Annotated in this window: 10 protein-coding genes and 1 pseudogene; all 11 read right to left on the bottom strand. The window is 52.7% G+C overall.

What is annotated here, in order from left to right:
* Positions 1–65: 65 nt before the first annotated feature.
* Positions 66–3,929 carry an ATP-dependent RNA helicase HrpA gene (gene hrpA, locus KO508_RS14445; protein ID WP_216009771.1) on the bottom strand — a complete coding sequence of 1,288 codons (3,864 nt, stop codon included), beginning with the start codon at positions 3,927–3,929 and terminating at the stop codon, positions 66–68.
* Between the two features lie 56 nt (positions 3,930–3,985).
* Entirely contained in the window at positions 3,986–5,662 is a 1,677-nt protein-coding gene (locus tag KO508_RS14450; protein WP_216009019.1) for an AMP-binding protein, read from the bottom strand.
* Between the two features lie 132 nt (positions 5,663–5,794).
* Complete coding sequence (locus KO508_RS14455; protein ID WP_252738144.1) at positions 5,795–6,850, bottom strand: AgmX/PglI C-terminal domain-containing protein; 1,056 nt, start codon at positions 6,848–6,850, stop codon at positions 5,795–5,797.
* Positions 6,847–7,236 carry a hypothetical protein gene (locus KO508_RS14460; protein ID WP_216009020.1) on the bottom strand — a complete coding sequence of 130 codons (390 nt, stop codon included), beginning with the start codon at positions 7,234–7,236 and terminating at the stop codon, positions 6,847–6,849. The genes KO508_RS14455 and KO508_RS14460 overlap by 4 nt, the downstream gene beginning before the upstream one ends.
* A complete protein-coding gene (locus KO508_RS14465) occupies positions 7,237–7,764 on the bottom strand; it encodes a tetratricopeptide repeat protein (RefSeq protein ID WP_216009021.1) in 528 nt (175 codons plus the stop codon).
* Positions 7,754–10,576: a tetratricopeptide repeat protein gene (locus KO508_RS14470; protein WP_216009022.1), complete on the bottom strand. Its 2,823-nt coding sequence runs from the start codon at positions 10,574–10,576 to the stop codon at positions 7,754–7,756. The genes KO508_RS14465 and KO508_RS14470 overlap by 11 nt, the downstream gene beginning before the upstream one ends.
* A complete protein-coding gene (locus KO508_RS14475; RefSeq protein ID WP_216009023.1) occupies positions 10,573–12,087 on the bottom strand; it encodes a hypothetical protein in 1,515 nt (504 codons plus the stop codon). The genes KO508_RS14470 and KO508_RS14475 overlap by 4 nt, the downstream gene beginning before the upstream one ends.
* A gap of 6 nt (positions 12,088–12,093) precedes the next feature.
* Positions 12,094–12,654, bottom strand: coding sequence for an AraC family transcriptional regulator (locus KO508_RS14480; protein ID WP_252738145.1), 561 nt, complete (start codon positions 12,652–12,654; stop codon positions 12,094–12,096).
* A 152-nt stretch (positions 12,655–12,806) separates the two neighbouring features.
* Positions 12,807–13,985, bottom strand: a complete 1,179-nt coding sequence (locus tag KO508_RS14485; protein WP_216009024.1) for a vWA domain-containing protein — start codon at positions 13,983–13,985, stop codon at positions 12,807–12,809.
* A gap of 22 nt (positions 13,986–14,007) precedes the next feature.
* Entirely contained in the window at positions 14,008–14,850 is an 843-nt protein-coding gene (locus KO508_RS14490) for an AAA family ATPase (protein ID WP_216009025.1), read from the bottom strand.
* An 18-nt stretch (positions 14,851–14,868) separates the two neighbouring features.
* A pseudogene (locus KO508_RS14495) lies at positions 14,869–15,121 on the bottom strand (hypothetical protein); the annotation flags it as partial.

Genomic DNA, 15,121 nt, shown 5'->3' on the forward strand with positions numbered 1-15,121 from the left:
ATACTAACACAGTCCATAGATTTTGCCCGCCCGCAGAAACCCTACCAAAGGCGAAGACTACGCGGTCAAATTCTCGTTAACTGCCATTGTTTATCGAGGCGCTTGGCGGACACCGTCATCACCGTTCCCAGTTGCTGGGCAAAAAACGATACGCGAAACTCTTCAAGCATCCAGCGATAAACAACCAATTCCGGATCGCGAACGCCCTGTTTTTGCTGCTCATCTCGCTTTTTTGCATAACGGGTCCACAAGGGCTCCATAAGGTGCAGGAACTCCCGCTCACGGCCCATTTCTCTAGACATTTTTTCCAGCCTAACCAGAGCAGCTTCAAAATAACGCCCAAACTCAGTCAGCCATTGAGGCGGCGTTTCGACCAAAAAACCGGGATAAACAAGGTTTTGCATCTGAAACTTTAAGTCCGACATGCTGTTTGCCAAAGCCAGATTAATCTTACCTTTGAGCTGTCTGGCAACTTTCTGATAACCCACCATGGCTTGGTAAAGCCGCTCATCAGCCTGTTCAAGGGCGGGAATAAAATCGCCCCTATGTCGATCGACGAGCGTATCAAAGGCCTCACGGGTATAAGGCATTTGGTCCTGTAAAAAATGCTCTATTGCCGTAGCAAGGAGCAAATCGTCCAGAAGCACTTTTGCCTGCCCGATAGGCGCAAACATCAGGGCCGATTGTTTAAAGTGCGGGAGTTTGCGTTCAAGATCATCCAGCGTATTACCAAAACGGTTCAGGATAAGCCGCGCAATACCTTTGCGGGTTGAACTTACTGCTGTAAGGCGGTCAAGACACCGGATTTCTTTCACCCGTTTACCCAGATCTTCCAGCGCCGGGTAAACCGTGATTTGCATACCGCCCTTTTCGGTCTGAACCTGCTGCGATAACTCGCCAAATTCCCAATCTGTGAATTCGCCAGCGGGTTCCTGATCCGTGCTTTCGCGGGTTGCCGATGCCAAGGCCTCCTCGGCTCGTCCTTCAAGTTGATCTTGAAGCTCGCCGGCCTCCCTGCTTTCTGCAATCACTTTACCGCCATCCCCAAGCACTCTCAGGTTCATCCTTAGGTGGCGGGGCAGTTCATCTTTTGGCCAGGTTTCAGGGTCAATTTGTACGCCCGTCATCTTGCGTAGCTGTTCACCAAGCTGAAGCGCCAGAGGCTGGTTTGACGGCTGGAGGTTGGCAATGGCAGCGTCTACAAAATCCGGCACGGGTACAAAATTACGCCGTAGGGCTTTCGGTAGCCCTTTTACAAGCGCAATGCACTTTTCCCTGAGCAAACCAGGCACCAACCACTCCAAACGCCGGGACGGAATCTGACGCAGCGCCATAAGCGGCACTTGCAGAGTAACGCCATCGCGTTCGCTTGTTGGTTCAAACTCATAGCTAAGCGGATAACGAACACCCTCCCACTCCAGAAAGTCCGGATAAAGATCTGCCGCCTGAGCGTCAAGCGGCCGCTGGAGCACATCCGCTTCGGTCAGCTCAAGATTTCGCAGTTCTTCGGCGGCTAGGCTTTTCCACCAGCTTTCAAAATGGCGACCACTAACGATGTCTTCAGGTAAGCGCTCATCGTAAAAGCTAACCAGCACCTCATCGTCCACCAGTAGATCGCGACGGCGGGTTTTCTTCTCAAGATCCTCTACACTGACCAACATCTCGCGGTTGCGGCTAATAAACGGGGCTTTTGAGCGATAGTCGCCCTCTACCAATGCATGGCGGATAAACAGATTACGGCATTCAACCGGGTCGATCTTACTGAATGCGATGGGCCGCTTGGGCACCACATCAAGGCCATAGAGGGTAATCTTTTCATACCCCATCACCTGAGCTCTTTTCTGTTCCCAGTGCGGTTCAAAATAATGGCGCTTCACCACGTGCCTGGCCAAAGGCTCTATCCATTCGGGCTGGATGGCGGCCACCATGCGGGCGAATACCCGGCTGGTTTCCACGATTTCCGTAGCTACTATCCACTTAGGACCGGTTTTGGATACTTTTGAGCCGGGAAAAATCATCACCTTGCGGTTGCGCGTGGCCAAATACTCTTTTTTTTCTACCTTGGTCGCCACCTGACCCAACAGCCCGGCCAGAATTGCCTTATGCATGGCTTCATAGGACGCAGCTTCTTTGTTGAACGATAGCTTCTGATCACGGCAAATCAACGTAAGTTGTCGGTGAATATCGCGCCATTCGCGCATGCGCATCCAGCTTAGAAAACTTTTTTGGCAGACTCTTTTCAGCTGGTTCTGGGACAACTCCTGCCTTTGCTCTTCGTAGAAGTTCCAGATGTTGAGCAAAGTGACAAAGTCAGATTCTTTGTCATTAAACGGTGCATGGGCTTGATCGGCAGCCTGCTGTTTGTCCTGCGGACGCTCTCTCGGATCCTGAACACTCAAGCCAGCAATAATGGTTAGAGTTTCTGCCAAACTACCATGGTCGGCAGCCGTTACAAGCATTCGGGCCAAGCGCGGATCCAAGGGCAGCTTCGCCATGGTACGCCCAAGCTTGGTTACCCTGCGCTGGCCGTCCACAGCGCTTAGTTCTTCTAACAGCTTATAGCCGTCGTTGATCATTCGCTTATCCGGCGCTTCCAGAAACGGGAAGTTACGAATTTCGCCAAGACCGGAGGTGGCCATTTGCAAAATAACGGAGGCTAAATTGGTGCGCAGTATTTCCGGGTCTGTGTACTCCGGCCTATTAAGAAAGTCGGTTTCATCGTAAAGACGAAAACAAATACCCGGTGCAACACGACCACAACGCCCTGCCCGCTGGTTGGCACTAGCCTGAGAGACAGGTTCGATGGGTAGCCGCTGTATTTTAGAGCGCACACTGTAGCGACTGATTCGAGCAACACCGGTATCGATAACGTAGCGAATACCCGGCACCGTGAGCGACGTTTCCGCCACGTTGGTTGATAGTACAATACGGCGGCCACGGTGGCTCTGGAATACCCGATTCTGTTCCTGATTACTCAACCGGGAATACAGGGGTAATACTTCTGTATGCAGAAGCTCAGCATGGCGTAGCACTTTGCTCAGGTTGCGAATTTCCCGCTCACCGGGCAAAAACACCAGCACATCACCCGGAGGCAACTTCCCTCTGCGTTCGTGCTGTTCAATTTCATCCAGAGCGGCCAGCACGCCATCGTTCCACCCCTGATCACGATCATCTTCATCACCCACGAGCGGGCAATAACGTATATCGACAGGAAAGGTTCGCCCACTAACCTCAAGCACCGGCGCTTTGTCAAAGAACTCGCTAAAGCGATCCACTTCGATGGTAGCGGAGGTAATGATAACTTTGAGATCAGGCCGCTTGGGAAGCAACTGCCTGAGGTAACCCAGCAGGAAATCGATGTTCAGGCTGCGTTCATGGGCCTCATCGATAATCAGCGTGTCGTAACGGTCAAGAAAACGGTCATGCTGGACTTCAGCCAGCAGTATACCGTCGGTCATAACCTTGACCCGGGATTGCTCGGAGGTGTTATCCGTAAACCGCACCTGATAGCCAATTTGCTGGCCAACCTGTTCGCCCAGCTCATCGGCAATGCGGGCAGCCACGCTGCGGGCAGCGATGCGCCTTGGCTGTGTGTGACCAATCAAGCCCCGAATACCGCGACCCATGTTCATGCAGATTTTGGGTATTTGGGTGGTTTTACCGGAGCCGGTTTCGCCAGCAACAATTACAACCTGATGGTTTTCAATCGCTTCGCGAATATCGTCTACGCGATCGGAAACCGGCAAGCCTTCAGGAAAGCTAGCTGGCTTATGCAGAGCTTGGCGCTGTTGTACCTTTGCAAGCCCCCGCTCAAGCCACTTGGCCATCTTTTCTAAGTCTTTCTGGCCAGACTTTCCCTTGGTTCTTGCAACCAATTTAGCGATACGGGCAGCTTCCTGCTGATTGCAGACATCCAACTGCTCCGTCATCGCCTTTATTGCGGCTTTTACTGAAAACCTATCATCGGATTGCGAAGTCAAAGTAATTACTTATTACTCGGTTCGTCGCGCAGCTCACGGCGTAGAATTTTACCTACGTTGGTTTTCGGCAGCTCATCGCGGAATTCAAAGAAACGAGGCACTTTATAGGCGGTGAGTCGCTCGCGGCAGAACTCTTTCAGTTCGTTCTCGGTAACACCGTCAGCGGTAGCGACCAAATACACCTTAACGGCCTCCCCACTTTTGGCATCGGGAATACCCACTGCTGCGCACTCGACCACTTTCGGGTGGCTGCTCACAACATCTTCGATCTCGTTCGGGAACACGTTAAACCCGGAAACGATGATCATGTCTTTTTTGCGATCGACAATGCGAATGTAGCCATCTTCCTGAATTACGGCAACATCGCCGGTTTGGATGTAGCCGTCTTCAGTAAACGATTTGCGAGTATCTTCTGGGCGCTGCCAGTAGCCACGCATAACCTGCGGGCCTTTCACACAAAGCTCACCCGGATCGCCAAGCTTGGTTTCGTTGCCGTCATCATCAATTGTCTTGACCTGAGTTGATGGCACGGGCAAACCAATGGTTCCCAACTGTATCGCGCTGCGAGGGTTGAAGGTGACCACAGGAGAGGTTTCCGTCATGCCGTAGCCTTCGGAAATTGGGCAACCGGTAACACGCTCCCACATTTTTGCGGTATCGCTGGTCAAGGCCATGCCGCCGGAGGACGTGAGCTTGAGGTGGCTGAAATCGAGATCCTGAAACTCTTCGTTGTTGCACAGAGCTACGAACAGCGTGTTGAGGCCCAAAAATGCTGTGAATTTGTGGTTCTGCAACTCTTTTACAAAGCCGGGAATATCTCGGGGGTTGGGGATCAGAATATTGTGGCCACCGGCCTCAAGCATAATGCCGCAATTCAGGGTAAAGGAGTAAATGTGGTAAAGCGGTAGGGGCGCAATCACTATTTCCTGCCCTTCTACAACGGTGTCTTCCATCATCGGGCGAACTTGTAACAGGTTAGCTACCAAGTTGCCGTGGGTAAGCATAGCCCCCTTGGCAACACCGGTTGTACCGCCGGTGTACTGAAGCACAGCGATATCATCCTGCTTGCACTCTACAGGCGTAAACTTCTCCCGCGCACCGGCGCTGAGAACCGCTGGCAGTTTGTGGGCCTGAGGGAGATTGAAAGGCGGAACCATCTTCTTCACGTGCTTGACGACAGCGTTCATGAGCGTGCGCTTGATGGGCGAATGCATGTCGGCAATTTCGGTAACAATTACGTGCTCAATGCTGGTATGGGGCAAAACCTTTTCCGCGTTTTCCGCCATGTTCGCGAGCACTACCAATGCTTTCGCACCCGAATCGTTAAACTGGTGTTCCATCTCGCGCGTGGTATAAAGCGGGTTGGTGTTCACCACAATCAAGCCTGCGCGCATGGCCCCAAAAACCACAACCGGATACTGGGTTAAGTTCGGCATTTGCACAGCAATACGGTCGCCGGGCTTCAGGTCTGTTTTATTTTGCAGCCAGGCAGCGAAGTTTCGAGTTTGGGTATCCAGTTCGCCGTAAGTGAGAGTGGCACCAACAGCGCTAAAGGCGGGACGATCTGAGTATTTTTTTACCGCCGTTTCAAATACATCCACCATGCTACTGTATTTGTTAAGGTCAACATCACGGGGAACACTGGCAGGGTATTTGTCTTGATAGAACTTCTCGAAATCCATCACCATCTCCTGAACTGGCACTTCTATTTATAATGATCTACAAACACCGAGCGACGTATGGATCAACCCGACATAAGTATCAGCCTCAAAAAGTGGTGAGAGAATAGCAGTTTTGTTAACGATGAGGTAGCTTCAGCCCGGAAGGAAATCGATTGGAAATCTTACTTTCCGGGTTTCGACATTCGCTGCACCAAAGTTAAACAAGCGTACGCGCATCGCGATCTTCTGCTCCAGCGCTGGGCTTTCAAGCTCGGAGCTAACTACCTTGCAGGCAGACACCGAACCGTCTGACTCTATTACCAACTCAAGCATTACCCGGCCCACCAAAGTCGGGTCTTTACGCAACTCTCTTTGATACAGCGAATACAGCGCCGTTTTACTTGAGTCGAACACCTTACGGATGTTGCTCATTGCGCGCTCGCCACCTGACGACTTTTGGGTTCCGGCGGTCGTGCCCGCGGTAACGGGTTCGGGCTGCGCCACGGCTTCAACTTCTCTCACATCGTGCCCGGAAACGTCAACCTCGGTGCGTGGTGCCTGCGCATCCTTCACACCACCACTGTTTTTGAGTGCGTCACTAGCTTGTTGGGCACTGAAGCGGGCACCACTTGCGAGCTCAGCCACATTATCGGCATTGGCCTGAAGAACCGGAGCCGCAGTGAGTGCGGGTTGGCGCATGGAGGCCAAGCGGTCTCTCATATTCAAAAGTCCAGAACGGGACGCCCTCTCCCTCGCCTGCTCTACGGTCTGCTTGATGGGTTTCGGCGTTTGTTCAACCGGTTGAACCGGTGGAGGTGGGGCTGGCTTGGATACCTCAGGCTCCGGAATCGGTTCCGGCTTTACGGGTTCCGGCTTTACGGGTTCCGGCTCAGCGGGTATCGGTTCTGGCTCCACAACCTCCTCGATGGGTTCCGGCACCGTCTTTTCAACCGGCTTCGGCTCTACAAGCAATTTGGCGAGTTGAGGCGGTAGGCTCTCCATGTGTTCCCGAGCAGGCTCTGGAACATCAAGGGTTGGGATCACAATGGCTAGGGGCACAAAAAACAAAAGTGCCAGCACAGTAATCACAAACATTCGCAGGCGCTCGCCCTCTTCCCTGCTCCAGGACAACGAAGACACAACCGCCCTGCCCAGCCCGTTGGTCAGGTCAAAATCACCATTAGTAAGCCTAGCGTTCATAGCTGTCATCGCCGAGCTCCCGGCTGCGGGCCGTGATGAGAACCGCCAAGGCTTTGGCGGAAAACCCTATGACGTTCGAGCACAATGGCATCTAACGGCTGAACAAGATCGGAAGCACTACCTTTCAGTTCCGCGCTCGGTCGACGCGGTAGAGTGGGCGCACGCCAGGGTAGAATATTCAGCACCCGCGGCTCGTCTTCGCCCACGCTGGCAGAGATTCCCTCTATGCTGAGGCGCACCGAACTTTCTCGGGCGTCATCAGCCTCCGCTTCGTTAGTGGATTCGGCTGCACCCCATGAAAAAGCAGCCGCAAAGGCGAGAATAACAGTCAGGCAAAAGCCAGTGAGAAAACGAAAGGCATCCCTTAAAAATAACCAGAAAGTCCTGTTCATCATTTAGTCCAGCCTCCTTTCCAGATCTGCTATCCATCCCGTTACTTTTTTATCTTCATTAGCCGATAGAGCCTGATAGCGCTTGTAGTGGGTGAGCGCCCTATCGAGATCCAACAAATAGATCTCGGAAATAATCGCAAGATTGTAATGAAGATCGGCAACATTCGGTGATTGCTTGATTCCTTTTGCCAGTAATTCAGCCGCGTCTTTAAAACGGTGTTTCTGTTTCAGCAAGAGAGCCAAATTGTTGAGTACTGCGGCATCGTTGTGGTTGAGTTCAACGGCCCGCTGCCAAGCTTCAATGGCGCCGGAAATATCGCCTTGCTCATAGGCCGCGGAGCCTTTCTGAGCAAGTACCAGAGCCTGCTGTGGGTCACCTACCGTCGTCTTAACCTTGGGCTCAACAGGTTGCGTCGCACAGCCAACCATTAGAGTTGCGAGAGTAAGCGATAAGCTCAGTGCAGCGAACCGACAAAAAGCTCGTAAGGCTTTTAATAAACGAAGAGAAAAGAAGCAGTAATCAGACACCATCACTCTCTCCCTGAGCTGCCGCACTCATCCAGCGCAGCGCGCGATCGTATCGCCCGGGATGCAGCTTAGCTAGAACCTCCAAGCTTTTTTCAATCCAGACATTAAAACCTGAGGTCGCAATGCTCTGATGGTTTTCTGAATGCAGAGCGATTGCACGCTCTTCAAACGGATAGGCTTCTTCTTCAAGCAGCATTGTGTATTGCATCTGCTCTAGCTCATTTAGATCGTCTGGCGCAGTAGAGGCCATAAGGTCCCGGGCCATAATCCGGTGAAGCTCAGCGCGGCGATACACAGACTCTGGCAACACCTCGGCACCACCAAGAGACTCAGCGTTACGAAAATGAGTTTGGGCATTTTCCATGGCAAGTTGTTTACGCGCCAGTGATTCATCAAGGGGCATGCTTAATTCAACCCCCCCAAACTCTGCGGCTGCCTCGGCGCCCATGGCCAACGAGCCTCGTGCAGCCCACTGCAACGTCTGCGTGGAATGCCAGTCACTCTCTAGCTCGGCAGACACCAGTTTTGTACGCCACTGCGCGGGGTCCGTGCCGGACTCAGCTAACCGGTGACGCATGGTTTGCATACGAATATGGTCTTCGGCGTCTGCTGCGATCGGGCTAGTCGCAAGATAATCCGCATAGACAGCATTCCGCTGATCGAATGCTTCGCCAGCGTGGAACAGCTCTGCCGCTCGAAGCCGATAAGTCAAAGCATCACCACCGGCTGCCTCAGACTGGGTGCTTTGGTTGTCGGCAATGTCGATCAACTCTCTGGCCGCCCGGATGGGTTGGCTGGACGAGGTATAAGCCAGAACGAGCTTTTCACCAATATCCGAGGCCAAATCGTGGGTTGGATAATCGGCTCTAAAGCGGTTGAGCTCGTTGATTGCAGGCTGCCAATCGGATGCTCTGAGCAACGTATTTGCTGCATCGAAACGACCCTTAATTGCGACTTCCGAACCGGGTAGAACCGTTTCAACTCGCTGAAAATGTGCCACAGCAATTGCTGGCTTGCCCGCTTCGGCAGCCTGTTCGCCCTGCCTGTAAATGGCTGTGGCAACTTGCTGGCGCAGCTCCGGCGCATCCTGTTCCATAGTGAGCGTTGCAGAATCGCTGGAGGCCAGAGCCAAAGCCTCACGCCACGCACCCTCGGCAAGACTGTATTCTGCCGTATTTTGATGCACTTGAGCCGTGACCAGCCAGCCAGCGTAGCGCGTTTCTGGCGCTGCTTTTGAATGATCGACCGCTTGCACAGCATATTGCAAAGCCAAATCGTTATTACCGGACTCAAGCCAACGGTTGGCTAGATAAGCCAGCAACTCTGGTGCTCTGTTGTCGGCGCCGTACTGTGCTACGAAACGGTCCGTCTCGACAGAAAGATCGGCAAGGTCAGGGTTGAATTCAGATGAAACCGCCTCACCCCTAGCACCAGCTCGAATCAAAGCAACAGCTGCCCACCCGGCATCTGCGGCATAGTCGTACCCCGGCAGTTCATAAGCCGCCACTTGAAAGTTCTTAAGCGCCGCCGGATAAGCCGCTGCCTGTAACCAGGCGTCGCCAGCAAGCCGGTAAAATTCACCACCCTCGTCACTGCGGCGTGCCAAGCCCTCGTAATAGGTTGCCGCTGCCCTGTAATTTTCGACACGGCTTCCTTTCTTGTCATCACCTTGTGTGTAGTAAAAATCAGCAAGAAACCGGCTAAACTCGCGCCACTTTGTGCGATAACCATCGTCTAACCCTGCGTACTCCGCCTGATCGTTAAACAGCGCAACGTAGTCAGCCATAGCGTCTCTTGCCTTTACAGGCCTGCCAGCAGCGCTCCACACATCCACGACCTGACTCATAAAACCGGCCCGCTGCGGATGTTTTGGGAAGTTGCTCACAAATGCCCGGTTGGCGACGACGCTGGCTTCAGAGTTATTTTGCACTGCGTACAAATCGGCTAGGCGGTCAAACACCAAAGGTGTCCAGGGGCGTGATGCTTCCGGTTCCAGCCAACCCATCAAGGTTTCTGCGCCGCCTCGGCGGCTGGCCATCAGCGCGAGTATACGAAGGGTATCGTCAATGCTGTCTACGCTAGATTCGGGAATTTGGTTAAGGCTCGAAGTGCTTGGAATGGCTTCATCCAACACCGTAACGAACCTTTGACCCGCACGTTCCCAGGCTTGTGGGCCTTGTTTGAAAAGGGACCACCCGAGCATGTAACGAGCCTTGTTTTTCAGGTCGCCAACTACGCCCTCTCCATCAACAAGCTTGCGGTATTCTGCCTCGGCCTCTGCATAGCGACCGTCAGCAAATGCTGACTCTGCCACCCGGAATCTGGCTTCGGCAACAAGAGGAGAATTGGGATACTGGCCAACTAATTGTTGAAGGCGTTTCACAGAGGCATCGTTCTGGCCAATCAACGCATGGGCTTTTGCCATCTGATACAAGAGCTCATCCATGGGGCCGCTGTGTCCGCCACGCCTCAGAATGGTCTCATAGCTGTCAATGGCCTGCCGGTACATGTCCGTTTCTTCCTCCGGAGTAAATCCTATGTCTTGACCGGAGCGATCACGAATATTTGCAAGCCGATTCAGCGCATCAACTCGCACACTGGGCTCATCGGCTTTTTTGAACAGCCTCTGGTAACGTCTGGCAACCTCCGCTGGAGAGATCGCGGGAAGCGGGCGGGATTCAAACTTGAGGAATACCGGCCGCATATCTGCGATGGTTTCGCCGTCCTGGCCCAGTTCTACGCTAAACGACTCCTGCCCATAAGAAGCGCTACAAAACAAGCTTAGGGGTAATAGTAGAATACGCAGACGTTTCATCGTTCCAGCTCCCCGGAATCAAGTTCCTTCAAAGCCAGATACTCATACAGATAGGCAATTCTCTGCTCGGTTTTATCCAGAGCCAACACCATTTTTTGATCTTGGATGTCCACAAAATCCAGTGCCAAGCGATCAAGCGAGGTTTCCGCCTGATCGCGCAAAGCTGTAACTGACTCAAGATACTGGAGCGACTGTTTACGCAAACTCCGGGCATGAGCGAGCAGTTGGTTCAGGTGGTCAGGCCGGAGTGCGGATCTGCTTTGGAGTTTCTCAAGCCGCTGGCCAGCATCAGAAAGAGTCGTGTTCAGGGTTCTAAATTGTGAAATCTGGTCTGAACTTAACCGAGCTGTATCGAGCCGGTCCATAAGCTCACTCAAACGACCTTGCAGACGTTTGTTTTGAGCCTTCAACCGGTCTTCTTGTGCTGCAGCTCGGCGATCGACACCTTTGGATTTAAGCTGATCCTGCATAGCAGTAATAAAAATACCAATGTCATGCGCGTTGAGCTCTAACTGGCTTGCCATTGCAGCCAACTCGGCCACCCGACCAACGGCCTGCTGGGCCATTGGCTGTTCCATAAAACTCAGTAAATAGGCCACACGGGGCTGGGCGAGTGTGCGGCTATCGGCCAGAAACCACTCAACCTTAGGGCTACCAAAACCCGAATTACTGGAACCACCGCCCGATGCTGTACCGTAGCTTTGATCCCGCGCATCTAGAACAAGCGCCTTGTAAGCGCCCTGCTCTTCAATCTGGCTGGCCAGCATACGTAAGGTAGCCCTCTCACCTTCGTAGGTTGCGTTAGCCGTTAGGTAGGCCTCGCCTGCTTGGCCGAGATAGCCGGCAAGATCATAACCGCGCGCCATTCCTAGCCAAGCATCTGCAACACCGGGATACGCTAGAGGGTATTTTTTCGCACGATGCCAGCTCTGCATTGCGGCGCGGTAATTACCTTCTTCCGCTAGTACTAAACCATGAAAGTAAAGTGCTTGGGGTGTTCTATGGCTATCGAGCGGAATTTTTTCAAGAAACCCAATCGCTTTCTCATACTCTGAATTTGTGTAGGCAAGGTAACCGGCACGCAACAGAATACGGCTACGCAAAGCCGATTTTCGCCCGGCGTCTGTATCCTTGTCGGCCATAGCCAAGGCCACACGCAGAGCGACCAAAGCCCGCGACGGATTTAGATCGTTGCGGGCATAGTCTCCGGAAAGATTAAGGTAGCCAACAGCAGACCAGTACCCCTCAGCCATAGTTGCAAGGATCTTGCCTGCGCTTTCAGCGTCTCCGCTGGCGCGGGCCGCTTCAGCTTCCTCGTAGAGCTTCTGCTGCTTTGACCTTCGGGTAATGTCGGAATGGCCGTTCGAGTACCAACTCGTCTTTGCCTGAGCAAATTGTTCAAGACCGGCTTTGAGCGCTGTCGGCGTGGGCTGGGCTGCGTGGGCTGAGGTCAGCAACAAACCCGACACGCACACAGGAAGCAGAACGTAGCTCAGCAAAGACAACCTCATGACTGGCTACTTCCACTCTACAAAAGAAACGCGGGGTTCGAAATCAGGTGCCTTGGCTTCAAGGGCCATTTGCAAGCGAAGGGCGCCCGGACGTTTTTGAAAACGATGTGAGGACTCACGCCGCACGAAGCGATCGTTAGCGGCTCTGGCTGTAATGATCGCTTTCAGTTCGTGAGAGCCACTGGCCAGATTGCCTGTAAAAAGCTGCTGGATTCCACCCTGCTCTAGCGAACCGTTTTCACGAAGACTGTAGTGATGGGCAGAGACAGGTGTTCCGTCAACAAACAGCTCCACCGAGTCGAGATCCAGACCATCCGGACTGGTAAGCGTTAGGAAAACAGCCAGCCGCGTATCAACGGGGTGAAGCACTTTTTGCTCAAGCTCGTATACATTCCGCGAATGGGCGGACACTTCCGTTTTTAGCGCGGCAATTTCGTCGTCAAGAGCGGATGCGAAAACTGAACCAGCAGCAACCAATAGCGCAGCCATCAGGCCGGAGCCTAATACTGAAACGAATCTAACTCGCTTGCCGCCCCGGTACACTTGTGTTTTGTCTAGGCCAAACATAAGCCTCTGCTCCTGCCATCTCTGTTTCAAGCTGGCAGGAAGAGTAACACTTGGTAACACTCAAGAACGGTATCCAGATCACCAAATCGGAAACCCGAAGCTCCGGTTTGATATGGCGGGCTTTGCCGATGCTGGACAGCATCGGCATTTTTCTATTTGCTCAGATGTTTCATGGCCGATTCCAGACCTTCCACTGTGAGCGGATACATATGGTCTTTCACCAACTGTCTAGTCATGCCTAAGGAGCCACCGGTTCCCCAATACCCTTCCGGTAACGGGTTGATCCAAACAACCTTACGAAAGTGATCGCTGATACGCTGAAACCATGTGGCGCCAGCTTCTTCATTCCAATGTTCAATGGAGCCGCCCGCATGGGAGATTTCATAGGGCGCCATGGTGGCGTCGCCTACGAAAATTACTTTGTAGTCTGGCGAATACTTGTGGAGGACATCCCAAATGCTGGTTGTTTCATTCATGCGACGGATGTTGTTCTTCCACACACTCTCATACACAAAGTTATGAAAGTAGAAGTACTCCATGTGCTTAAACTCTGTACGTGCAGCTGAGAACAATTCTTCGCAGACCCGCACGTGAGGGTCCATGGAACCTCCTACATCAAAGAAGATCAGAACTTTGACCGCATTATGGCGCTCGGGAACCATTTTTAGGTCCAGATAACCTGCATTTCGGGCTGTTGAACGGATAGTGTCATCCATATCCAACTTATCGGCCGCACCCTGACGGGCAAACTTACGCAAACGCCGCAGGGCAACCTTAATGTTCCGAATGCCAAGAGTTACGCTATCGTCCAAATCTTTGAACTCGCGCTTCTCCCAAACCTTAACTGCGCGGCCGTGGCGACCTTTCTTCTGGCCAATGCGGAAACCTTCAGGATTGTAGCCATCCGCACCAAACGGCGACGTTCCGCCAGTGCCTATCCACTTGTTTCCGCCCGCATGGCGCTCTTTTTGCTCATCCATGCGTTTTTTGAAGGTTTCGATTAGTTCTTCGAGGCCACCGAGGGAGTCGATCTTGGCCTTTTCTTCCTCGGTCAGGTTCTTCTCAAACTCTGCCCGAAGCCACTCATCGGGAATCAAGGCTTCCAGCATTTGGTCCAGATGCTCAATGCCCTCAAAATAGGATTTGAAAGCCAGATCAAACTTATCGAAGTGGCGCTCGTCTTTTACCAGACACACCCGCGCCAAATAATAGAACTCCTCCATATCCGCAAAGGCGAGGCGTTGTTGCAGCGCTTCCAACAGATCGAGGAATTCGCGCAAGCTGGCAGGCACTTTGGCCCGCCGCACTTCGAGAAAAAAATCAATCAACATAAAACCGCACTCTTGCCGAATTTCAGCCGCGACGGCGGGCCATAAACGCCAGTTTTTGCAGCAAGTGGACATCCTGCTCATTCTTTACCAGAGCACCGTACAAAGGCGGCAGCGCCGAGCTGGTATCTTTCTCCTGCAGCATCTTTGCAGTGAGTTCGTCTGCCATCAGCAGCTTCAACCAGTCAATCAGCTCAGAAGTGGAAGGCTTTTTCTTCAGGCCGGGCACCTTGCGAACATCGAAGAACACTTCCAGCGCATCTTTTACTACCTGCTGCTGAATACCCGGGAAGTGGACATCCACAATGCTCTTCATGGTGTCGTGGTCCGGGAAGCTGATGTAGTGGAAGAAGCAGCGGCGCAGGAAGGCGTCCGGCAGCTCTTTTTCGTTGTTACTGGTGATGACTATGATGGGCCGGTTTTTCGCTTTCACCAACTGCTGGGTTTCGTAAACGTAGAATTCCATGCGATCCAGCTCCAGCAGCAGATCGTTAGGAAATTCGATGTCGGCCTTGTCGATTTCATCAATTAAAAGCACCACCTGCTCATCGGCTTCAAAAGCCTCCCACAGCTTACCCTTAATAATGTAGTTGCTGATATCTTTGACTTTCTCGTCGCCCAGCTGGGAATCCCGCAAGCGGGATACCGCATCGTACTCATACAGACCCTGTTGTGCCTTGGTGGTAGATTTGATGTGCCAGGGAATCAACCGCATGCCAAGAGCACTTGCCATTTCCTCAGCCAGCAAGGTTTTGCCGGTGCCGGGCTCGCCTTTGATCAACAGTGGGCGTTGCAGCGTGATAGCCGCATTTACGGCCATTTGCAGATCATCGGTGGCTACGTATTTGTCGGTACCGGTAAACTTCATGTGTAAGATTCCTGTTGGTTACTTTTTCTGTTCATCATCCGCTTTTTTATCCGGATCGTCGTAATCGGGTAAATCGTCGAATTCGGACAGGTCAAAGTCATCGAGGCCGAACTCTTCTTCATCGTCGTCTTCCGCCTGCTCGATTAGCTCTGGAATGTCTTCTTCCGGCTCAACCACCGTATCAGCAACGGGTATATTCTCATCTTCTGGCTCAGGTTCCGATTGTAATACCGGTTCTGGTGCCAGCACGGGCTCTGGCTCTGGCTCTGGC

The sequence above is a fragment of the Marinobacter salexigens genome (assembly GCF_018860765.1).
Classification (GTDB): Bacteria; Pseudomonadota; Gammaproteobacteria; order Pseudomonadales; family Oleiphilaceae; genus Marinobacter; species Marinobacter salexigens_A.